Source organism: Rossellomorea sedimentorum (assembly GCF_046237645.1).
In the GTDB taxonomy this organism is placed as follows: Bacteria; Bacillota; Bacilli; order Bacillales; family Bacillaceae_B; genus Rossellomorea; species Rossellomorea sedimentorum.
Window position 1 is genome coordinate 2,760,741 of sequence record NZ_CP143546.1, and the last position, 20,038, is coordinate 2,780,778.

22 protein-coding genes and 1 riboswitch are annotated in these 20,038 nt (G+C 41.1%); of the genes, 6 read left to right on the forward strand and 16 right to left on the reverse strand.

Going from position 1 to position 20,038, the window contains the following annotated elements; all coding sequences use genetic code 11:
* Positions 1-196 precede the first annotated feature (196 nt).
* From V1502_RS13710 to V1502_RS13740, 7 genes are all read right to left on the reverse strand, one after another.
* Positions 197-1,177: a YpdA family putative bacillithiol disulfide reductase gene (locus tag V1502_RS13710; RefSeq protein ID WP_409251202.1), complete on the reverse strand. Its 981-nt coding sequence runs from the start codon at positions 1,175-1,177 to the stop codon at positions 197-199.
* Positions 1,178-1,963: 786 nt separating this feature from the next.
* A complete protein-coding gene (locus tag V1502_RS13715) occupies positions 1,964-3,241 on the reverse strand; it encodes a Glu/Leu/Phe/Val family dehydrogenase (protein WP_409251203.1) in 1,278 nt (425 codons plus the stop codon).
* A gap of 410 nt (positions 3,242-3,651) precedes the next feature.
* The gene (locus V1502_RS13720; protein ID WP_409251204.1) at positions 3,652-4,209 is read right to left on the reverse strand and encodes an adaptor protein MecA; all 558 of its coding nucleotides are present in this window, start codon (positions 4,207-4,209) and stop codon (positions 3,652-3,654) included.
* 571 nt (positions 4,210-4,780) lie between these two features.
* On the reverse strand, positions 4,781-5,686 hold the full coding sequence (locus V1502_RS13725; RefSeq protein WP_409251205.1) for a MerR family transcriptional regulator: 906 nt from the start codon (positions 5,684-5,686) through the stop codon (positions 4,781-4,783).
* An 80-nt stretch (positions 5,687-5,766) separates the two neighbouring features.
* Positions 5,767-6,537, reverse strand: a complete 771-nt coding sequence (locus V1502_RS13730; RefSeq protein WP_409251206.1) for a metallophosphoesterase — start codon at positions 6,535-6,537, stop codon at positions 5,767-5,769.
* Positions 6,537-6,917: a hypothetical protein gene (locus tag V1502_RS13735; protein WP_409251207.1), complete on the reverse strand. Its 381-nt coding sequence runs from the start codon at positions 6,915-6,917 to the stop codon at positions 6,537-6,539. Before V1502_RS13735 ends, V1502_RS13730 begins: the two co-directional genes overlap by 1 nt.
* Positions 6,918-6,964: 47 nt before the next feature.
* A complete protein-coding gene (locus tag V1502_RS13740; RefSeq protein ID WP_409251208.1) occupies positions 6,965-7,597 on the reverse strand; it encodes a CBS domain-containing protein in 633 nt (210 codons plus the stop codon).
* Between the two features lie 154 nt (positions 7,598-7,751).
* Between V1502_RS13740 and V1502_RS13745 the strand changes: the two genes are divergently transcribed.
* From V1502_RS13745 to cotJC, 3 genes are read left to right on the forward strand one after another with little or no spacing between them, the layout of a single operon-like run.
* Positions 7,752-7,970, forward strand: coding sequence for a spore coat associated protein CotJA (locus tag V1502_RS13745; protein ID WP_409251209.1), 219 nt, complete (start codon positions 7,752-7,754; stop codon positions 7,968-7,970).
* Between the two features lie 5 nt (positions 7,971-7,975).
* A complete protein-coding gene (locus tag V1502_RS13750) occupies positions 7,976-8,236 on the forward strand; it encodes a spore coat protein CotJB (protein WP_409251210.1) in 261 nt (86 codons plus the stop codon).
* Positions 8,237-8,265: 29 nt separating this feature from the next.
* The gene (cotJC, locus tag V1502_RS13755) at positions 8,266-8,835 is read left to right on the forward strand and encodes a spore coat protein CotJC (protein WP_006837841.1); all 570 of its coding nucleotides are present in this window, start codon (positions 8,266-8,268) and stop codon (positions 8,833-8,835) included.
* 84 nt (positions 8,836-8,919) lie between these two features.
* On the opposite strand, the gene V1502_RS13760 is transcribed toward cotJC, so the two are convergent.
* From V1502_RS13760 to V1502_RS13780, 5 genes are all read right to left on the reverse strand, one after another.
* Positions 8,920-9,375, reverse strand: a complete 456-nt coding sequence (locus tag V1502_RS13760; protein WP_409251211.1) for a YpbF family protein — start codon at positions 9,373-9,375, stop codon at positions 8,920-8,922.
* A gap of 433 nt (positions 9,376-9,808) precedes the next feature.
* A complete protein-coding gene (locus V1502_RS13765) occupies positions 9,809-10,468 on the reverse strand; it encodes a LysM peptidoglycan-binding domain-containing protein (protein WP_409251212.1) in 660 nt (219 codons plus the stop codon).
* On the reverse strand, positions 10,465-11,064 hold the full coding sequence (locus V1502_RS13770; RefSeq protein WP_409251213.1) for a lysostaphin resistance A-like protein: 600 nt from the start codon (positions 11,062-11,064) through the stop codon (positions 10,465-10,467). Before V1502_RS13770 ends, V1502_RS13765 begins: the two co-directional genes overlap by 4 nt.
* A gap of 4 nt (positions 11,065-11,068) precedes the next feature.
* A complete protein-coding gene (locus tag V1502_RS13775) occupies positions 11,069-12,547 on the reverse strand; it encodes a RecQ family ATP-dependent DNA helicase (RefSeq protein ID WP_409251214.1) in 1,479 nt (492 codons plus the stop codon).
* Positions 12,544-13,599 carry a helix-turn-helix domain-containing protein gene (locus V1502_RS13780; RefSeq protein ID WP_409251215.1) on the reverse strand — a complete coding sequence of 352 codons (1,056 nt, stop codon included), beginning with the start codon at positions 13,597-13,599 and terminating at the stop codon, positions 12,544-12,546. The genes V1502_RS13775 and V1502_RS13780 overlap by 4 nt, the downstream gene beginning before the upstream one ends.
* 236 nt (positions 13,600-13,835) lie before the next feature.
* Between V1502_RS13780 and V1502_RS13785 the strand changes: the two genes are divergently transcribed.
* Positions 13,836-14,084, forward strand: coding sequence for a ferredoxin (locus V1502_RS13785; protein ID WP_409251216.1), 249 nt, complete (start codon positions 13,836-13,838; stop codon positions 14,082-14,084).
* 194 nt (positions 14,085-14,278) lie between these two features.
* Here the strand turns inward: V1502_RS13785 and V1502_RS13790 are convergent, their stop codons facing one another.
* A complete protein-coding gene (locus V1502_RS13790) occupies positions 14,279-14,845 on the reverse strand; it encodes an ECF transporter S component (RefSeq protein ID WP_409251217.1) in 567 nt (188 codons plus the stop codon).
* A gap of 145 nt (positions 14,846-14,990) precedes the next feature.
* Positions 14,991-15,126: riboswitch (FMN riboswitch) on the reverse strand.
* Between the two features lie 932 nt (positions 15,127-16,058).
* Entirely contained in the window at positions 16,059-16,970 is a 912-nt protein-coding gene (locus V1502_RS13795) for a peptidoglycan DD-metalloendopeptidase family protein (RefSeq protein ID WP_409251218.1), read from the reverse strand.
* A 233-nt stretch (positions 16,971-17,203) separates the two neighbouring features.
* On the opposite strand from V1502_RS13795, the gene V1502_RS13800 reads away from it, so the two are divergent.
* Both V1502_RS13800 and V1502_RS13805 read left to right on the forward strand, forming a co-directional pair.
* Positions 17,204-17,473, forward strand: a complete 270-nt coding sequence (locus V1502_RS13800; protein WP_409251219.1) for a hypothetical protein — start codon at positions 17,204-17,206, stop codon at positions 17,471-17,473.
* 151 nt (positions 17,474-17,624) lie between these two features.
* On the forward strand, positions 17,625-17,906 hold the full coding sequence (locus V1502_RS13805; RefSeq protein ID WP_409251220.1) for a hypothetical protein: 282 nt from the start codon (positions 17,625-17,627) through the stop codon (positions 17,904-17,906).
* Between the two features lie 40 nt (positions 17,907-17,946).
* Here V1502_RS13805 and V1502_RS13810 read toward each other — a convergent pair whose 3' ends face one another.
* Positions 17,947-19,149 carry a GerMN domain-containing protein gene (locus V1502_RS13810; protein ID WP_409251221.1) on the reverse strand — a complete coding sequence of 401 codons (1,203 nt, stop codon included), beginning with the start codon at positions 19,147-19,149 and terminating at the stop codon, positions 17,947-17,949.
* Entirely contained in the window at positions 19,115-19,672 is a 558-nt protein-coding gene (gene sigX / locus V1502_RS13815) for an RNA polymerase sigma factor SigX (RefSeq protein ID WP_409251222.1), read from the reverse strand. Before sigX ends, V1502_RS13810 begins: the two co-directional genes overlap by 35 nt.
* Positions 19,673-20,038: the final 366 nt, after the last annotated feature.

Sequence of the window (20,038 nt, forward strand, 5' to 3'; positions counted from 1 at the left end):
ATACGTGATTGCATATGGATCATGTTAAGGTGAATCTACCGCAGGCTCTGTTCCACTTCAGGATCACAGCTCTTCATACCCTATTCTAGAGTCCAGAATCAATGCTAACGATTCTTATCTGTTCGTTAAAAGGGAGTTATACAACAAAAAGACCGTGAATCTCAGTGGATTCGCGGTCTTTTTAACACCCGAATTCTTATTTTCCTGATAACCCCTCATTTGCTTTAATAGCTTCGGCAATCATACCACCATGAAAACGGCCATTTTCAATGAAGATTTCATTTGCATTGTTTCCGGCTGCAATCACACCGGCTATAAAGATTCCCTTCACATTCGTTTCCATTGTCTCAGGGTCAAATTCGGGCCTTCCCGTTTCCTGATCGATATTGACACCCATCTTCGTCAGAAATGAATGATCCGGGTGGTAGCCGATCATGGCAAAAACAAAGTCATTTTTTACTTCCTTCATTTCCCCCGAGGCGGAGTATCTGACCTTATCTTCGGTGACTTCCTCAACTTGTGCATTAAACTCCATCTTTACCTTGCCATTTCGCACCAATCCTTCAAACTCCGGGAGGATCCATGGTTTGATACTGCTGGAATAATCACTCCCCCGGTACAAGACCGTCACACGGGCACCCGCTTTTTCCAATTCAATCGCTGCATCAACTGCTGAATTCTTGCCCCCGACCACCACTACATCCGTATCAAAGTATGGATGTGCTTCTTTAAAATAATGATAGACCTTATCCAGGTCTCCTCCTTTGACATTCAATTCATTATGATTGTCATAGTATCCGGTAGCAATGATGATTCTCTTTGATTCATATTGGTCTTTAGCGGTGCTGACAATGAATTGATCCTCATTAGCCTTGGAAACACTCTGCACCTCTTCAAATCTGTTGATTCGCAAGTCATGCAGCTTAGCCACTTCTCTATAATACACCAAGGCTTGATTCCGCTTGGGTTTATGTTGTTCGATAATGAACGGCACATCCCCGATTGCAAGCTTTTCACTAGAGCTGAAAAACGTCTGATGTGTCGGATAATTATATATCGCGTTAACAATGTTGCCTTTTTCAATTATTAACGGGTTTATCCCGATTCTCTTCAGTTCAATGGCAGCAGACATACCACACGGACCACCGCCAACTATTATGCATTCTTCCTGTTTCATCGCCTTCACTCCTCTGATGTTTCACATTCCCCATATATAGTTATCATGCCTTATTTGCTTGATAATAAAAAATTTCTCCTACCATAATATGATAGGAGAATTTGAGAAGGGATGCAAAACATTAGTGGCGTTGGACAAAAACTATTTGTAAAAAGCCTGTGACAAGTTGGCTCTTGAGTTTGTGTTTGACCCATGTTTGCGGTGACCGTCTACATCGAGGGAAGAGCGAAATGAGTATAGAGGCTTTCGCAGACGTTATTTGGGGCGGGTGTGGTTCATGAATCCTTCATGAGTCCATTTTGGGGACGACTTTTTGAATTAGTGTGCTTTATGAACCTTTCATGAGACCAGTTTGTGCACAGGTTTAGAATTAGGGGGCCTCATGAACTCTTCATAAGACCATTTTAGGGACGGATTTGGATTTAGGGTGCCTCATAAACCCTTCATAAGACCATTTTTGGGGAGGGATTTGGATTTAGGGTTCCTCATAAACCCTTCATAAGACCATTTTGGGGTCGGATTTACAATCAGGGTGCCTCATGAACCCTCATAAGACCATTTTTGGGACAGATTTGGAATTAGGCTGCCTCATGAACCCTCATAAGACCATTTTTGGGACAGATTTGGAATTAGGCTGCCTCATGAACCCTCATAAGACCATTTTTGGGACAGATTTGGAATTAGGCTGCCTCATGAACCCTTCATAAGACCATTTATGGGTCGGATTTGCAAGCAGGATGATTCATAAAAAAACAGAGACCCCAATCGGCCTCTGTTTTTCTTGAATTAAATCCAGCCTCTGAACCTGCTGGCTTCTGCCATTTTTCTGACTCCGACCATGTATGCAGCTAGCCTCATGTCCACTCTTCTTGTCTGTGCAGCTTCATATACATTGTTGAAAGAAGAAACCAGGATTTTTTCAAGCTTTTCTTCCACTTCTTCTTCTGTCCAGTAATAGCCTTGGTTGTTTTGAACCCACTCAAAGTAGGAAACGGTCACTCCACCAGAGGATGCCAAAACGTCCGGAACTAACAATATGTCTCGCTCTGTCAAGATTTTCGTAGCTTCCAGAGTTGTCGGACCATTGGCTGCTTCGACTACAATACTTGCTCGAATATTGCCTGCGTTATCTTCTGTAATCTGGTTCTCAATGGCTGCCGGAACCAGGATATCACAGTCAAGCTCCAATAATTCACTATTGGTGATGGTGTTATTGAAGAGTTTTGTTACCGTTCCAAAGCTGTCGCGTCTGTCCAGTAAGTAATCAATGTCCAAACCGTTGGGATCATGAAGGCCGCCATATGCATCTGATATGCCGATTACTTTCGCACCTGCATCATGCATGAACTTAGCAAGGAAACTGCCGGCATTTCCGAATCCTTGCACTACGACCCTGGCGCCTTCTAGATTAATCCCCTTTTTCTTGGCTGCTTCCCTGATACAAATCGTAACCCCTTTGGCAGTCGCTGTTTCACGTCCATGTGAACCGCCAAGGACCAGGGGCTTTCCTGTAATGAAGCCTGGAGAGTTAAATTCGTCAATGCGGCTGTATTCATCCATCATCCATGCCATGATTTGAGAATTCGTAAATACGTCCGGAGCAGGAATATCTTTAGTAGGTCCTACGATCTGGCTGATTGCACGGACATATCCACGGCTCAATCGTTCAAGTTCCCTGAATGACATGTCACGGGGATCGCAGATAATTCCGCCTTTTCCTCCTCCATATGGAAGATCGACGATACCGCATTTTAAGCTCATCCAGATGGAAAGAGCCTTTACCTCTTTTTCTGTTACATTAGGGTGAAAACGGATTCCGCCTTTAGTAGGGCCCACCGCATCATTGTGCTGAGCGCGGTAGCCTGTAAATACTTTTATTTTTCCATCGTCCATGCGGACAGGTATTTTCACTGTAAGCATTCTCACCGGCTCTTTAAGAAGCTCGTAGACTTCTTCTGAATATCCCAGCTTTTCAAGAGCGAGCTGAATAACGGTTTGAGTTGATTTCAGGACGTCATTTTTGTCTTCAGGATTGTTGCTTGCTGCATCTTTCTCGGCTACCATTAATGTAAACCTCCCAGTTTGATTCACTGTTTTACGGAAACACGTCCGCCTTTACAAGCAATAGTATACACGTTTGAAATGTTGTTGCAAAGATACCAAAATAAAAAATGTTCGTTTTTTTGGAAACGCTGTCATTTTCACTATTATCTGATTTCTTCTGTTTCTTCTTCCATTATTTTTTTACCCGAATGGCTCCTCTATATTCATGAAAACACCGATTTTTCTCCATAATACCCTTTGGTACCTGATGAATGTTGATCACTGCGGCAGCTCTTTTGTTACGCGGGTCATGCGCTGGCCGTTCTGCTAGGGCTTTTCAGCTCCAGCTTTACCACAGCAGGTTTTACAAGTTGATAATATTCACCGGGGTAAAAAGAAATAGAGGACAGCATTTTCCGTCCCCTGTAATGTTAAATTCCAAAGTGTTCAATTAATACTTCTCTGCATTTTCCATCTATGATTTTGTTACCGTATTCATTAACGATATGGATATTTTCACTGGATGGATCGCCGTATTCTCCAGCCAGGGAAACCAGTCTCCTGCTCCACTCTTTTGCCTCAATATAATATTTGTTTTCCTTTGAGTAAAGAGAGAGTTCTGCATAATCCTCTTTCTTCAATCTTCTAATGAAAGAAAGTACGTCCTCGAAAAGTTCAAATGTATACAATAAACAGCCATCATGTGCTGGCTCTACATCCAAAAAAGGATCATCCTCAAAACTGCTCTCATCATCCAAAGTTAGTATGAGAACCATTTCACTTGAACTGACTGAGTTGATTTCCACCGTTACAGTGCTTTCCAAATCGATTCCATATTCACTGTACATCTCATCCATCAGCTCTTCAAAGAATTCATGCCATACCATGGATTCTTTCCATTGCTCATCTTTAAGTATTCCCTTCGTTTCTAATTCATCAATGCTTATGGAGAATTTAACTGTATTACTGGATAACCGCTCAAGCTTCATATTTCCGCCCCCTGAGTATGAATGGTTACCAACATACTATGTCAGGAGGGGTAGAAGGTTCTTTTTTCATACGCTCTTTTCGAATCCATGTTGTTTTTGATTGATATTAAAATGTTTCATTCTCATCAACCCAGGGTTCAACGTAGTTTTATTAAAGATCCTCTTCCTTGCTCAGAAAGCTTTTCTCCTATATTGCTGGATTATTTAAGAGTCGGACTAAATTACACTCCGATTAACATTCTTGTACTAGTTTTTGCCTCTTGGTCCGCGACGGAATCTTGTTTTGGCCAGAGGAAATATACCGTTATCATTATAAAGAAACGCTGTTTTCGTATAGAATGTTGCTCTCGGAAAAATCCAAAGAGCCGGATTTTTCCCTTGGAGACAAGGGCTTTTTACTCTGAAAAAGGTGAATTAGCTCTTTTCTTACTTGTTAATCAGGCTATTCCTGGTTAATTAAGTAGATTTTTTAAAAATTTGTATTAAATAGCAACAATGTTTACGAAAAGAGCCTAAAGAAAAGATAAAAGCTCAGAACGGACAACTCCCGTTTTGAGCTCTAATCATTTCTTTATAAGTTGCTTTTCAGCCAGATATCCCAGTCTTCCTTACTTGAACCTACGAGATGAGCATTGTACTTTTCCTTTAGGCGCTGAGGCAAGGTGTTCACAGCAAGCCCGCCGACTCCAACATGCAGGAAGTCTTTCTTCCCCTGTAACTCTTCCATGATACCGAGCGTTTGATCGATGTTTTCCCTCATCGTGCATGATAAAAACAGGTAACGCGGCTTCACTGTATCTACAACCACCTCAATATCTTCTTCACGTATACTTGAGCCTAGATAAACGACTTCAAATCCTTTTTGCCGTACATAGACTGTGAATATTAACAATCCGAGCTCGTGAAGTTCCCCAGGACCGCACACGGCAACAACCTTTGGAAGTAAGCCATTATGGGGGAATGTCTGCATGAGAGTGGAAATCCTCGCCCTTAATACAGCAGATGCAAAATGTTCATGAGCAGTGGTAATCTCGTTATGTTCCCATAGGTCACCTATTTTGACGAGGAGTGTACCCAGTACATCGATGACCACCTTGTCGATTGTATAGAGAGAGAATGCTGTATTCATCAACTGATGGGCCTTGGTTTCATCGAATTGGAGCAGTGCCTGCAAAAGTTCTTCAGACAAATCATGCAGCCGATTTCCTGATTGGCTTTCAATATTCGCCTCTTCAGTCAGTTCCTGCTTGTCCAGCAGAGAAACCGCCTGGCTGATGGTAAAGCCCTGGTTAACTTTTGACACGAGCCACTTCAGTATTCTTACGTGTTCATCTGAGTACAGACGGTGACCGGATTCATTCCGGACAGGCGCAATCATCTTATACCTTCTTTCCCACGCTCTTAACGTACCCGGCTGTATCCCGAGCATTTTCGAAATTGCTTTAATATTATATTTTCCTTCAGATTGTTTTGTCATTCTAAATCCTCCAACTGTACCCTGTACTAAAATTATAATGGAGTGATTTACAAGTGTAAAATAGTGAACTCTCTGAACGCTCAATATTTTCCTTTTATTGTAATTAAATGTGTTTCCGGAGGTGCGCCGAGCCTTAGCGGCAAAGCGGTTGTTCCGTACCCATTGCTTACCAGCACATCAGTTCCAGCGATATTGGTAACCTTCCCTTTCTGATACATGCCAAATCCAAAAATGCGAATCTGCCCCCCGTGAGTATGACCGCTGAGCATCAGGCTGACATTATGCTTCTTCGACAGTTTTTTTATGGTGTCCGGATTATGGGCTAAAAGAATCCTGAAGGACTTTTCGGGAACTTTGCTGAATGCTCCTTCCACATCATCTCTCCTCAGACTCAAGTCTTCTACACCAATCAAAGCTACTGGATGGTCATCATTACCTTCCAGCAATAGAGATGAATTCTCTATTATAATGACACCGCAGCTTTCCAACAGGCTCCGAAAGGGTTGTTCCTCAACCTCATAATCATTGTTTCCCCAAATGAAATATACAGGGCCAAGCTCTTTCAGCATGGCTATATTGTCACGTGTCCTGCTGAACGGAACCCCTTTTTCGGTCAAGTCACCACCAATTACAACGAAATCGGTTTTCCCCTCAACTTCCGAAATAATGGTTCGATCAATCTTTCTTCTATGAACATCTGAAATAAAGAAGACGTTCAAGGGTCGGGCCGATTGGGGATAATCCTCAAAACACAATTCATGATACTTAACTTTATTCTTAAATGCTTCTCTCAGCATGTAAATGAGCAGCAGCAAACCGCAGCCTGTTATCAAGCCTATCAATTCTATCATTATGCCCTCCTGCTAATTCCTGAAAAATCTACAGAAATCATACCATAAACAAGGGCTAAACTTAACAATAACATCGTAAGCCAAAGACTTATTGTACTTAAGACGTAAAAACCGCCAATATGAACCGGGAACATAATTAATTCTGCTGAGTATTCACCATAAAATATCTGTACAAGCATAGTGGTCTCTTTCTTAATCAGGTCTGCACTGAGTAAGAACCCTGCCATAAAGGCAATGGAAGATGCAAAAAACGCTACCGGATTTAAGACCAGCTCGACGATTAGATCAGAGATACCCGCCAATTCACTGACAGGACACCACTTGATAAAAAGGTAACCTGACAGAAATGATAAGATAACTTTTAAACTATGCAGCAACAAAAAAATCCCTCCCATAAATCATATGAGAAGGATTTCTTTTCATGATTTCAGTCTTCTTGAATATCTAAAATTCGGAAGCCTGATTTTTCAAGTTTTTTCAAGAATTTATCTACATTATCTTTTTTTTCAATTTTCAACACGATCCTCCGCAGCATTCTATCCGTTGCATCAAATGTTACTAGAGAAATAACAGATTCATGGTGCTGCTGAATGATGTCCCCTAAACGGGCAATGCGGCCTTCTGTCTCAACAGAAGTAAAAGCAATCCTTACTCCTTCACGATGCATACCGAAGGCACTCTGGAACTGCTCCAGTACATCATATCTTGTTACCAGCCCAAGAAACTTCCGGTCTTCATCCACAACAGATAAAATCGGAAAATCCTGAAGCTCAACAAGGGTCTTCTCGAATATTTCATCCCCGACAAGATATTTATCCTGATGCGAGACAATATCTTTTACAAGGGTTTCCTTTACAAAATCTGCTTTTAGTTTTTCCGAATTGAAGAAATTTTGATAAATATTATATCTTGTTATCACACCTGCATATTGATCACCTGAAAGGACCGGGACCCCATCTATCTGGTGATGTTCAAGCACTTCCAGGGCCTTCCCCACTGAATCATTTTCCTGAACTACATAACATTTGCGTTTCGGTATCATCGCACTTTTCACAAACATCCATCTCACCCCATTAAATTGAACTATATTATTGTAATTCCACCTATGCTGTATAAATACCTGCTTTTTCATTCGCCAAAACTAAAGTTATGGAATGAAATGCCCGTTCATTCATACAATTGAATGAAAACGTAAAATACTGGAGGGACCTGAATTGCAAAGTTTATATAAAAATTACAAGCCTTATGTATCTCCTTTCGATCCATGTCCGCCCATTAAAGTCAAAACCTATTCGACTCCACCCAATCTCTATCTTGGCTATCAGCCGCCCGACCTGCCTCAATTCTCTCCCAAAGAGGCGTTAAAAGCCGGAACCTTATGGAAAGTTTTCTATGATCCTTATTACAGTCCATATGAAAAATACAAGGAGTGATCATGATGAAACAAATGCCTCCTGACTATTATGAATTACTAGAAGAATTGCAGATGGTTGACTTTGTCATTTTGGAACTGACGCTATATCTGGATACACATCCAGGAGACGCTAATGCCATTCAGCAGTACAACCAATTTGCCAGACAGCGGAAACAGATAAAGAAGGCTTTTGAAGAAAGGTTTGGCATGCTGACCAATTTCGGTTACAGCTATTCTCATTATCCTTATGAATGGCCCGATGCTCCGTGGCCATGGCAGGTATAGTGAATTTCCAACTGGAGGGGTGATAGAATATGTGGGTGTATGAAAAGAAATTACAATATCCCGTCAAGGTGAGTTCTTGTAACCCAAGGCTCGCAAAATACTTAATAGAGCAATATGGAGGTGCGGATGGGGAACTTGCTGCTGCACTAAGGTACTTGAACCAGAGGTACACCATTCCAGACAAGGTCATTGGACTGCTGACTGATATCGGTACTGAAGAGTTTGCCCATTTAGAAATGATTGCAACGATGATCTATAAACTGACCAAGGATGCGACACCGGAAATGCTGAAAGAAGCTGGTCTAGAGCCACATTATGTGAATCATGACAGTGCTTTATTTTATCATAATGCCGCAGGTGCCCCTTGGACTGCAACTTATATCCAGGCAAAAGGAGATCCCATCGCAGATTTATATGAAGATATAGCTGCGGAGGAAAAAGCCCGAGCTACCTATCAGTGGATAATCAACATGAGTGATGATCCTGATTTAAATGATGGATTGAGGTTCCTGAGAGAAAGAGAGATTGTCCACTCTCAGCGATTCAGAGAAGCTGTTGAAATTCTTAAAGATGAAAGAGACCGCAAAAAAATATTTTAACGAGGGGAACCTGCACCCGGGTGACAGGTTCTTCTTTTTTCATTTGACTAATGCCCTGCAGCTCGTTTGACGATCTTTCACAGGCTATTTGCTCACGTGATAGAGGTTGATATCCCATTCTGCTTTCATCAGTTCATACACCTGGTGGCGCTTCTTCCACGATTCTTCCTTCCATAAATCTTTGCTCCGGTCAATAATTTCACTTCTTAAAGTATGATATTCCTTTTCCGCTTTCTCTTTTTTATCATAAAGTACTTTCACGGCTCCAAACATACCAAAGAGAAACAGAAAAGCATAAAGATGGCTTTCTCTGGAGAATACTGCAGAAAATACAGCCTCAAATGAATAAGAGTATGGGCCGATGACCTTATTGTAAAAATAGTAAATAAAGCAGAATGCAAAGAACACGCTGCTCCACAGGATGATGAGATGTACACGTTTAAACCTGTCCCACTTCTGTTTTCTTTCAATTACATTTTGAAGCATTTGCTTTGTCGCCAGGTCCGTCCATTCATCCAGTTTGGCAATATGGGGATTCATCTTCTTTCACCTCAGACTCGTTAAAGTTCTATTAACACTATATGAACTTGTCCCGGGATTTAGAATGGAAGAGGGACCAAAAATAGTTGTTAATTGGCGAAAAACTTGGTGTTAGTTTTTATTGCGCGACTTAATAAACGTGGAACCTCCCTTTACCAGCGGATCCTTTATGGATTGGTGTGTGGTTTGATGGGCGGAGTGATTTTAGCTATATATTCCCGTATTCTTAAAGTCAGGGTTAGCAACCGCTTGGATGATAAATTGATTTCGGTTTTCCCGACGGACAAATCAAGCCATAATAATTGTCTTTTATAATTCCCGTATCGGCTACTACTGGTGGCAGATCTGAGGCAGCTGCTTCCAGGACGACATGCCAACCAAATGAAAAAGCCTTATGAAGCTTTTGCTTCATAAGGCTTGCCGTAAGCAGGTATTAATCAACCGGGAGAGGAATCTTAAGTACCTGGCCAGCTTCCAGATCATGATTTTCTATGTTGTTCCACTTTTTGATTTTTTCCATCCCGGCTTGAGAGTTATAATAATTCATTGCGATTCTGAATAATGTTTCCTCAGGTTTAACGACATGTTCAATCACTTGGACATTTTCCTGGTATTCCGTTTCCCGGACCACTTCACCCTGCTCTGTCAACTGAATAAGATTCTCTTTATCTACCTCTTTAGAAGAAGCCTCTTCCTGTACAGCCGGCTCTGGTTCTTCTTTTAGTTCAGGGGATTTTTCTGTTTCCTCCCCTGCATTATCTTCAGTAGAACTCGTTCCGCTCTTGACCTTCTCTTCAATATCTTTCGTTTCGTAAGTCACTTCTTCCACTTTTTCAGTCACGATGCTTCGATTCTCATTCTGGTTAGTATCTAATATTATATAAAGGCCGAACATCATTATAGGTAAAAGCACGAAAAAAGCCAGCATTCCTTTTATGAGAGGGTACTTGATTTTCTTCCTTTTCTCCTGATGCAATTCACTTCGTTTTGGAAGTGTTTTTCTCTGTTCAATTTCTCGCTCATGCTTTGGTTCTACTCTTTCAATCTTCTGGCGGAGCTTTTCAGCTTGAGCACGATAAGGATCTCTTCTCATAAAACATCCCTTCTCTTTTCTTGATTTTCTGCATGATATTTAATCACAAGGCCTAATAAAAAATCGATGATAAAATGCATCATCATGGTGACTCCAAGATTGGCAGTCCATTCATATACGAGGCCAATCCAGATGCTGAGGATGAGAATATTCAATATCAGGAACCAATTGCCCCAGTACCTTATATGGACGATTGCAAAAATAATGGTACCGGCAATGAAACCGAAATGATATTGAATTACTCCTCTAAACAGCAACTCTTCACAAAAGGCGATAACACCCGCTAGGAACGCTATATGAATAATACTTTTATTACGAAAAATTCTTTGGTTGATTCCACCGTCATCATAATATTTCTCCGGAAGCACTCTCATTAAGAGAATATCCAGTGCAACAATGGCGATTCCGCTGACCACTCCAAATACTAAAATTTGACCATTCCAGACAAACTGTTTGAAAAAAGACGAAATATCGTCATATAAAAATATACCTAAAATGGCTGCAATAGTTAATAGGACCATTTGAGTACCGTATAGATGAAAGGTCAATTCTCGGTCTGAAACCTGCATTATAAGTTCTTTTTGCTTATTTCTCATATTATCACTTGTTCAGCAGCATCTTGGACAGCTGCTCTTCCCACGGGACAATTTCCTCTTTTACTCCATGATTGCGGCTTCCCTCAAATTCACTGTAATTCAAACCGCAAATATCGCAACACCTAGCATGGCTTCCACGATATTCTTCACCGAACATTTCAAGGATACCTTTTCTTCTGCAAGTAGAGCCCATGGCCCAGTCTGCCATCATCCCGATTTTTCTGCGTTTGCTTTCAAGCCGCAAATCTCTAATCCTTTTTACGAAGGCTGCCAATCCTTGGTCACCAGGTATTAAATCCTTGCTCTTACTTATATATACCTGCTTATAGAAGCTTAAAAACCTAATATGGACTTCATTTAACCCAAATCGATCCATTAACTCTGATTCCGGCATCTCTCCATCATGCCGAAAATACTCTTCAATCTGAAAATCGGAAGGCATTTCACCATCCATTATTTGATAGGATAACCCTTCATCACCCTGTGAATACAGCAGCATGGCGATACTCTGCTTTCCATCTCTTCCCGCTCTGCCGATCTCCTGAAGATAGGCTTCCGCACTGGAAGGGAGATGAAAATGAATGACAAACCTGATGTCCGCTTTATTGATACCCATCCCAAAAGCACTGGTGGCACAAATGATATCAAGACGGCCATGAAGAAACTGCTGTTGTATGAGGATCCTCTGTTCCTGCTCCATTCCTCCATGATAAAAAGCCGTGTTATAAAGACCTTTTTGTTTAAGCCATTCTGCTGTTTCCTCGGCCAATTTCTTGCTGGAGAAATAAATGATTCCAGGCTTCTCAAAGGCAGAAACAAACTCCAGCAAGGATTCCATTTTTTCCTGAAAAGACAAAACCCTTTTTAGGGCGATACTGATATTGGGCCTGTCTGCTGAATAGACAATTTCTTCACACTGTTTCATCCTCAGTATTTTCTTGATGTCCTCCCGTACTTCAACATTTGCTGTAGCTGTCAAGGCGAGTGTAACTGGAGAACCAAGTGAACTCCTTATTTCTCCCAGCCTTTGGTAATCCGGGCGGAAATCATGACCCCACTGTGAGATACAGTGAGCTTCATCCACTACTAACATCGAAACAGATAAAGACAGCAATCGTTCCATCACCCTTGGGACCATGAGCATTTCCGGAGAAATGAAGATAAATCGGTACTGTTCCAAGTTCCTTAAGATGTCATTCTTTTCTCTAAAATCGAGGAAAGAATTGAGAGCGACAGCTTTTTTTTCACCCATCACTTTCATATGTTCGACTTGGTCCTGCATTAATGAAAGAAGGGGCGAGACGACCAGCACTGTCCCACCTGTTATATAGGCAGGCAGCTGATAGCACAATGACTTGCCTGTACCAGTAGGAAGCATTGCAATAGTGTCTGTTCCCTTAAGGACAGATTGGATCACTTCCTCCTGGCCTTGTCTGAATTCATTGTAGCCAAACCATTTATTGAGTTCATTCTGTAAATTCATAATCGATCACCATACCTGGCCAGTGTAAGCCTGATTTGAAAATATGAAAGTTGAGGCAGAGCTTCTTTGATGGGTTTTAATTTCCGTTTGTTCACTTCTTTTGCTTTTTGAATTACCTGCTTGATTTCTTCCTCCGGTATAAATCCCTCAATGGAAAACCGGCTGTCATTAAGGGCAATTTCTACAACATGATCTTCAATCGTACTTTCCTTAAGCCTTCTGATTTGAGCAATGCGTTTGATTCCGAACCCCCGCTTTAATAGCTTATAGGTTTCTTCACTTGACTGAGTGAGGGATATTTCAGGAACCAGGTCAAGGATCAGCGAATACAATATCGGATACAGCGTTTTCTGTTCCAGGGCTTTTTGCATTATGTAATGCAAGACATTTAAAAATCGGAACCAGTACTCATCCTCACCCATGCCATATTTTTCAGCTGCCTGTCCCCTTGTAAGTCCTATGTATTCCCCGCCGGTCAGACGGCAGATCAACAGCCCCGCATCATCCGGGAATGTTTCTTGCTTGGCCAACGAAACCATTTCTGAGTATAAGAGGTGATTCAAATCTTTCAAAGGCACTGGCGGTTCTTGTAAAAACCTTTTTATCCATCTTTGTACGTCCCGGTCCCTCTGAACTGGATAGTATTTCTGTTGAGCTCTTATATACTGCGACAACACTTGCACTAACAGTGATAGTCTCTTCCACAGTTGTTCTACAGAACTTCCATAGAGCCAGCCGTTTAATGATGCAGGAAACGGCTTCTCCCTGAAAAAAACTTCCAACTGATGGTGACCTTCTTTTGTAAGGATGTACCTTTCTGGCTCAGACTCGGAAATAAGATTACTTTCATTAAGTCTTGAAGCCAATTTCTCAAAATCTTTGCGGTCTATGATGGGAAAGGAATAAAACAAGGAAGTCAGTGAATACAAATGAGCATCCTGTATAGTTTGGGAAGACCTCTTTCCTTTTAACAAATGATATATCGAATAGATGGTTCTTTCTCCATTGATTCTCTTAAGGCAATAAAGGACGACAGCTTCAATATAGGTCATATAGCTTCTCCTTTTAGCATCTGTTCTTATTTCAATAATTGTATCACGAAACCGACATTTTGCGACTTTTTCCTACTCAACTTTACAACATATGAGATAGAAATTATCTTTGAAGGGAACCTTAACTATTGAAAGTTTTTTAAATCACCATTAGAATAATAATATGAATATTAATACACTTATCGAAAAAGTGTATTATACTTAGAATATCGACCATTTCTCAGGAGGTTTTTTCATTGCCAAAGTATACGATTGTTGATAAAGATACATGCATTGCATGTGGAGCTTGCGGTGCTGCCGCTCCAGACATCTATGATTATGATGATGAAGGTATTGCGTATGTGGTTCTTGACGATAACGCAGGTACAGTTGAAGTACCTGATGTTCTTGAAGATGATATGATAGATGCTTTCGAAGGGTGCCCTACAGACTCCATCAAGGTTGCTGATGAACCGTTTGACGGAGATGCTCTAAAGTTCGAATAGATATCATGATAAAAGCCGGCTGGACATTCCAGCCGGCTTTTATTTTTTGTTTAGTAAAAAAAAACTTTGTGCATAGGAATTGAATTTTGCCTGAGCACCAGGTATCCAGCTCGGAAGAATCAATCATTTTCCACTAGACTTTATCCCCATCTTCCAAAGTAAAAGCGGCCGACAGATCGTCAGCCGCTTCCTATTTAAGCACGTTTAAATGCAAATTGTTTATTCAGCCATACATGCATCCTTGTGAATAATAAGGCAAACACCACGGCAATCAGGATGCCTTTCAGTATATTGAATGGAAGGATTCCAGTGACAATAATGGTTGATGGCAGTTCAAAGTTCATAAAGTATTTATAAGCGGGCAGAATAATAACATAGTTCAGCACACTCATTAATACTGACATTACGACGGTACCTGCAACCAGACCTGCCACCATTCCTTTTTTAGATTGAATACGGTTGTAAATATAATAAACCGGTAAGATAAATGATATTCCCGCCATGAAATTAGCAAAGTGACCGATTGGTATGCCTGTGTCACTTCCTGTCATTACATAGTCAAGGACATTCTTCAACAACTCCACCAGTATCCCTGCAACAGGTCCCAGCGTGATCGCTGCAATCAATGCAGGTACATCACTGAAATCGACCATCAAAAAGCTTGGGAATGGCGGGACTGGAAAGTTCAGCAGCATTAGTACATAGGATACTGCACTCAGCATTCCAATCAAGATAAAACCTCTCGTATTTAATTTCTTCATACTTCCTCTCTCCCTTTTGTGACTCATCTCACGTTAGAAGAAAGATTTTGCCTGAGCAACCTAAAAAACTCAAGAGGATCTCTTGAGAAGTTTAAGGCACACCCGAATAAACGTTCAAAATATACATTTTTGAACGCGGCTCCACCTTCATCTCCTCCCATCCAGACTGTACTGTCGGCTTTGGAATCTCACCAAATCCTGCCCAAACAACAGGCTCGCGGGCTTAGAATGAATCATTCATTACCGCCGGTCGGGAATTTCACCCTGCCCCGAAGACGAATCTTAAATTATGATACATCACTATTATACAAAATAACTGCAATTGTGTGAAGAGTTTAGCTCGAATTCGAGATATATGGGTGAGGTGTGAGAGGATGGACGTTTGCTCGGAGATATAAATTCATCAATATTATTAGAAAGCTCTTGATCTGGATTAGATTTATCTGGTGCTTTTTTCTTTTTGGGTTTCTGTTTTTTCATCAAGCCGATTACACGATTTGCGGGTCGCTATTGATGTATTCCTTTCCTCATTGGCCCATTTACACGTTTAACGGCCCAACATCTCTTTGATTTTCCTTTCTCTTTGGGGCCATTTACACGCTTTTCGGCCCAACATCTCTCTGATTTCCCTTTCTCGTTGGTCCATTTACACCCTTTTCGGACCAACACCTCTCTGATTTCCCTTTCTCATTGGCCCATTTACACCCTTTTCGGACCAACATCTCTCTGGGTTTCCCTTTCTTATTGGCCCATTTACACCCTTTTCGGCCAAACATCTCTTTGACTTTCCTTTCTCATTGGCCCATTTACACGCTTTTCGGCCCAACACCTCTCTTGTTTCCCTTTCTCATTGGCCCATTTACACGCTTTTCGGCCCAACATCTCTCTGATTTCCCTTTCTCGTTGGCCCATTTACACGCTTTTCGGCCCAACATCTCTCTGGTTTCCCTTTCTCATTGGCCCATTTACACGCTTTTCGGTCCAACATCTCTCTGGTTTCCCTTTCTCATTGGCCCATTTACACGCTTTTCGGCCCAACACCTCTCTTGTTTCCCTTTCTCAGTGGCCCATTTACACGCTTTTCGGACCAACATCTCTCTCATTTTCCTTTCTCAATGGGCTGATAAATTTCAATCCTTACCATTGATTAAGCCTAAAGTGAGATACACCTAATTAGAGATCCCCTCTTACAGACAATCCTTCTTTACAGCATCTATTCCCGCTGAACAACCAGTACTTGTGCAGGAACTATTGGGTCATTTTCCTGCATGCCATTCCACCCAATTAACTCTTCAACAGATACATCGTATTCTTGGGCAATCCCAAACAATGTTTCTCCCTGTTTGACAATATGTTCTTTCTTACCTTTATTGGGAATGAGCAATTGCTGCCCTGAAATAATGATGTCATCGATTAAATTATTACTTTTGATAACATCGCTTGTACTGACACCATAGGCTTCAGATATGCTCCAGAGGGTTTCCCCTTTTTTAACTGTATGTAGTTTATCTTCATCTTGGTTTTCGTCCTGAGAAGATTCAGCAGGATGAAGATTGTTCAGTTGTGAAACTTTGAGGGCTACTTCATGAACCTGATATGGATCATGTTCTTTTGCAAAAACTGTTTGTCCCACTTCCCCCTCACCAAAGACGAGATAGGGATCAATTGCATTGTCTTTTGTGATAGTCCAATCTCCCTTGTGAATTTCAAAATGCAGGTGGGTTCCGGTCGACCTGCCGGTATTACCCATCGTCCCTATTTTCTCACCTTTTGAAACAGCCTGTCCCTCAACAGCGGCCCTTTCCTGTAAGTGCCCGTAAACCGTTTCATATCCATTTGGATGCTTGATGAAGATCACATGACCGTAACTTGTAGAGTAATATGATTTAGTAACTACTCCGTCATCAACTGAGTGTACAGGAGTTCCATGCTCTCCACCTATATCCACCCCCTTGTGTTTCCCTCCCCTTGTTCCGTAGTGATCGGTTATATAGCCATCGGCCGGAAAAAGCCACGAAGAGGTCCCATGGTCATCTGCATGGGCTGCTCTTCCGCTCAAGAAAAGCAGGCTAACACATAATGCAAGCAAACTAACGATCAACACTCTTCTTATATAATCAATCATTATTATCCTCCTTAATTTTTGGTACGCTTTAAGGCTATGAAAGCTTGTACCACGATAGAACAAACAATTATTTTTTCCCCCACTAAATCCTTCACAGAAGGGAAAAGTTAGCATTTTTTGTCTTTCAAAAATACCTTAGATAGGATTTACCATCTTTCGATTTTTATGTACATTTAATAATTATGTAATATTCTGGATGTAAATATGGTATCTTTGTTATGAGGTGATGGGTTGTGCGCAGAGTAATACATAAACTTTTTATAGCAGGCTGTTTCTTTTTGGCAGGATGTACAACTGTAAGTGATACGATGGACTGGTATGATTCAGAAGAGAAGGCTATCGAGGCAGGACTGCAACAGAACGAGTTGGACAAATCAGCTGTCTTATCAATCGAAGAGCATAAAGGAGAAACGATTGTCTTTTTTAAAGGCTCTTTTCTTTGTTGCTATTTACTATGGAGTTCAAGAGATATAGCCCATTATTCACAGAACTTAACCTGGTAAGCAAGAAAGAAAAGAGCAAATCACCCTGTTCAGTTAGACAAGCCCATGTACTAGAGGGGAAAAATCCGGCCCTTTGGATTTTTCCGAAAGCAACATTCTATAGGAATACAGCCTTTTTAAACGAGAAGAATCTCTAGGAACTGCAATAATAATGGAAGCAGAGCAAGGCTTCTCTTGGTACCGTAACCATCCCTATAATGGCTTTGAATCGAGTGGCGAGCTTCCCTTCTCTACAGTTGGCTTCGACCTTGAAACGCGCTCAGGAACGACCATATCCATTTTGGCCGGCCAAGTATTTAATCCCTCTATAAAATCAATTTCCCTCACAGATGGTGAGATTATGAGAAACCTGAAAATTGACGCTGAGTCAGGCCTATTTTATGCGGTCCATGAAGCTCCATTTCCAACTCTTGTCATTGAGGGGGTAAAGTAAAGCTTAAAGTGCAAGAAAAAAACCGGGGAATCCCCGGTTTTTAGTTGAGTACCTTCTTATTCGGACTGATTGGCACCGGAACAGGTTTAGAAAAATCAAACCCTTCCCAGCTGGTATTTTCTAGATTAAGGAACATCACTTTTTTAAAACCAAACTCTTTGGCTGTCAGCAGAATTCCTTCTATTAAAAGCATGCGTCCTTCTGTTCCTTTCATGGTGAGCTCTTCTTCAAATGATATTGTAAGAACATTATTCTTGTCTGTGCTTACAAGTTGTATGTCCTTATCAATAACAGGTTCATAACCATCACTTGGTGAACTCTTCATTCCTGCTAGGGCTTCACTGATTGAATCAAATGCCGTTTCACCGGGCACCAGATAAATCTCGCCATTTTCATGGGTATATTGATAATATCCCTTGCTGGAGAAAGCATTTTTTTGAATATCTGAGATTTTCCCCATATGTGCAAATGAAGGCACTGACCCGTCAGTCTTTTGAAGCATTATCCTCTCATAAGGAGAAGCTTGAAGAATGAACTGCAGGGACTGATATAATACTTCTTCGCCGCCGCCTGAATGTTTCTGTTCATCCTCCGTTACAATATACCTTAATTGGCCGGAGTCTTCGTCAACTTCCAAAGACCCCGGAAGAGGGTAATATTCCTCAAATCCCCAATCACCTTCAGGTATTGCTTGAGAAACAGCTTTGAATCTTTCCAGCCAATCCCCAGTATCCTTTTTCTCCACCAATATGCTTACCGGGACAGCGGTGGCATCGGGAGTTACGAGTTTTAATGTAAAAAGATCATATTCGAGCAAATCTGCCTGGTATACATTTTGCTTTTCTGAAGAGACCACTTGCATCATTGAGCTCCCGTTATTATTTTCAGTATCACTAAAACTACTACCTTCAATATCAGTCTTTTCTTCTGATCTTTCAGGCAATGAAGCCATTTCCTCTTCAGCAGAACCGCCATCTGCCGATTCCTGTACCGCCATATCAAAAGCTGAGTTCTCATATTCCGTCTGTTGGACCGAGTTAAATAATGAAGGTGATATCAGGGCAAGAATCAATAAGGCAGCAATTCCGGCGAGAGCAGGGTAACCCCAGGTTTTCGGCTTTTTAACGGAATTGGACCTTTTCACCGCTTGATAAATCTCATCCCGGCTCCTGTTATCTTTTATGGAGGGCATTTCTCTTAACAAGCCTTCAATTTCCGTCTCGTCCCAATTGTTTTTCTTCATTGATGGCACCCTCCTCTCGTTTTTGCTGCTCCAGCATTTTTTTTAATGCCTTGATGGCTCTGTGTTGTGTCGTTTTCACTTTACTTTCTGTCCAATCCAAAACTTCAGCGGTTTCTGAAATTGATAAATCTTGTATATATCTCATAGTAATGACCATTCTTTGATCGGTGGTACACTTTTCAATACATTTATACAAATCACTGACCTCTTCTTTTTGCATAGCGACTTCCTCAGGAATTTCGTTATCATCTTTAATCGGCTGGCTCCAATCAAACTTTTCCAATATCCTGCCTTTCCATCCCTTCTGTTTCCGAAAGTGATCGATTGCGACATTTTTTGCTATGGAAAAAAGCCATGTCTTTTCGGTACTTTTTCCTTCAAAGTTCTTATGGGACTTCAGGACACGAATATATACTTCTTGAACCAGATCTTCAGCGAGCTGGCGGCTCCTTACTGTATATATTAAAAACTGGAAAACATCCTGATGGTATTTTGAATATAATTCTTCAAAAACGGAGTCCATTCCTTCCCCTCCCCGTTCAATGGATTAGACGGATTTTACTAATAAAAGTTACACCCTCAACTATATTATTAATCATTTGAAAAAGGAAGGTTATTTTTGGAATAAGGTTGAATATAGGTTACTGGTCTATCTTTTTGCTTTTATTCAGGGCTGACTTTTTGGTTTGAATGGAAATTTTCTCCCATTACCGCTTCAAATCCAGGTAAAACCATGTTAAAATGCATTTACGCGCAACTCCTATCTTTTGCTTGTTTCTAGTCAACTCAAGTGTAAAAGATATAGGAGTTTGCGTGTATTTTTTTGCCTTAAGACCCGCCCCAACAAATAGAGCCCGTAAAAAAACGCCCAGAGTTATCTGGACGTTTA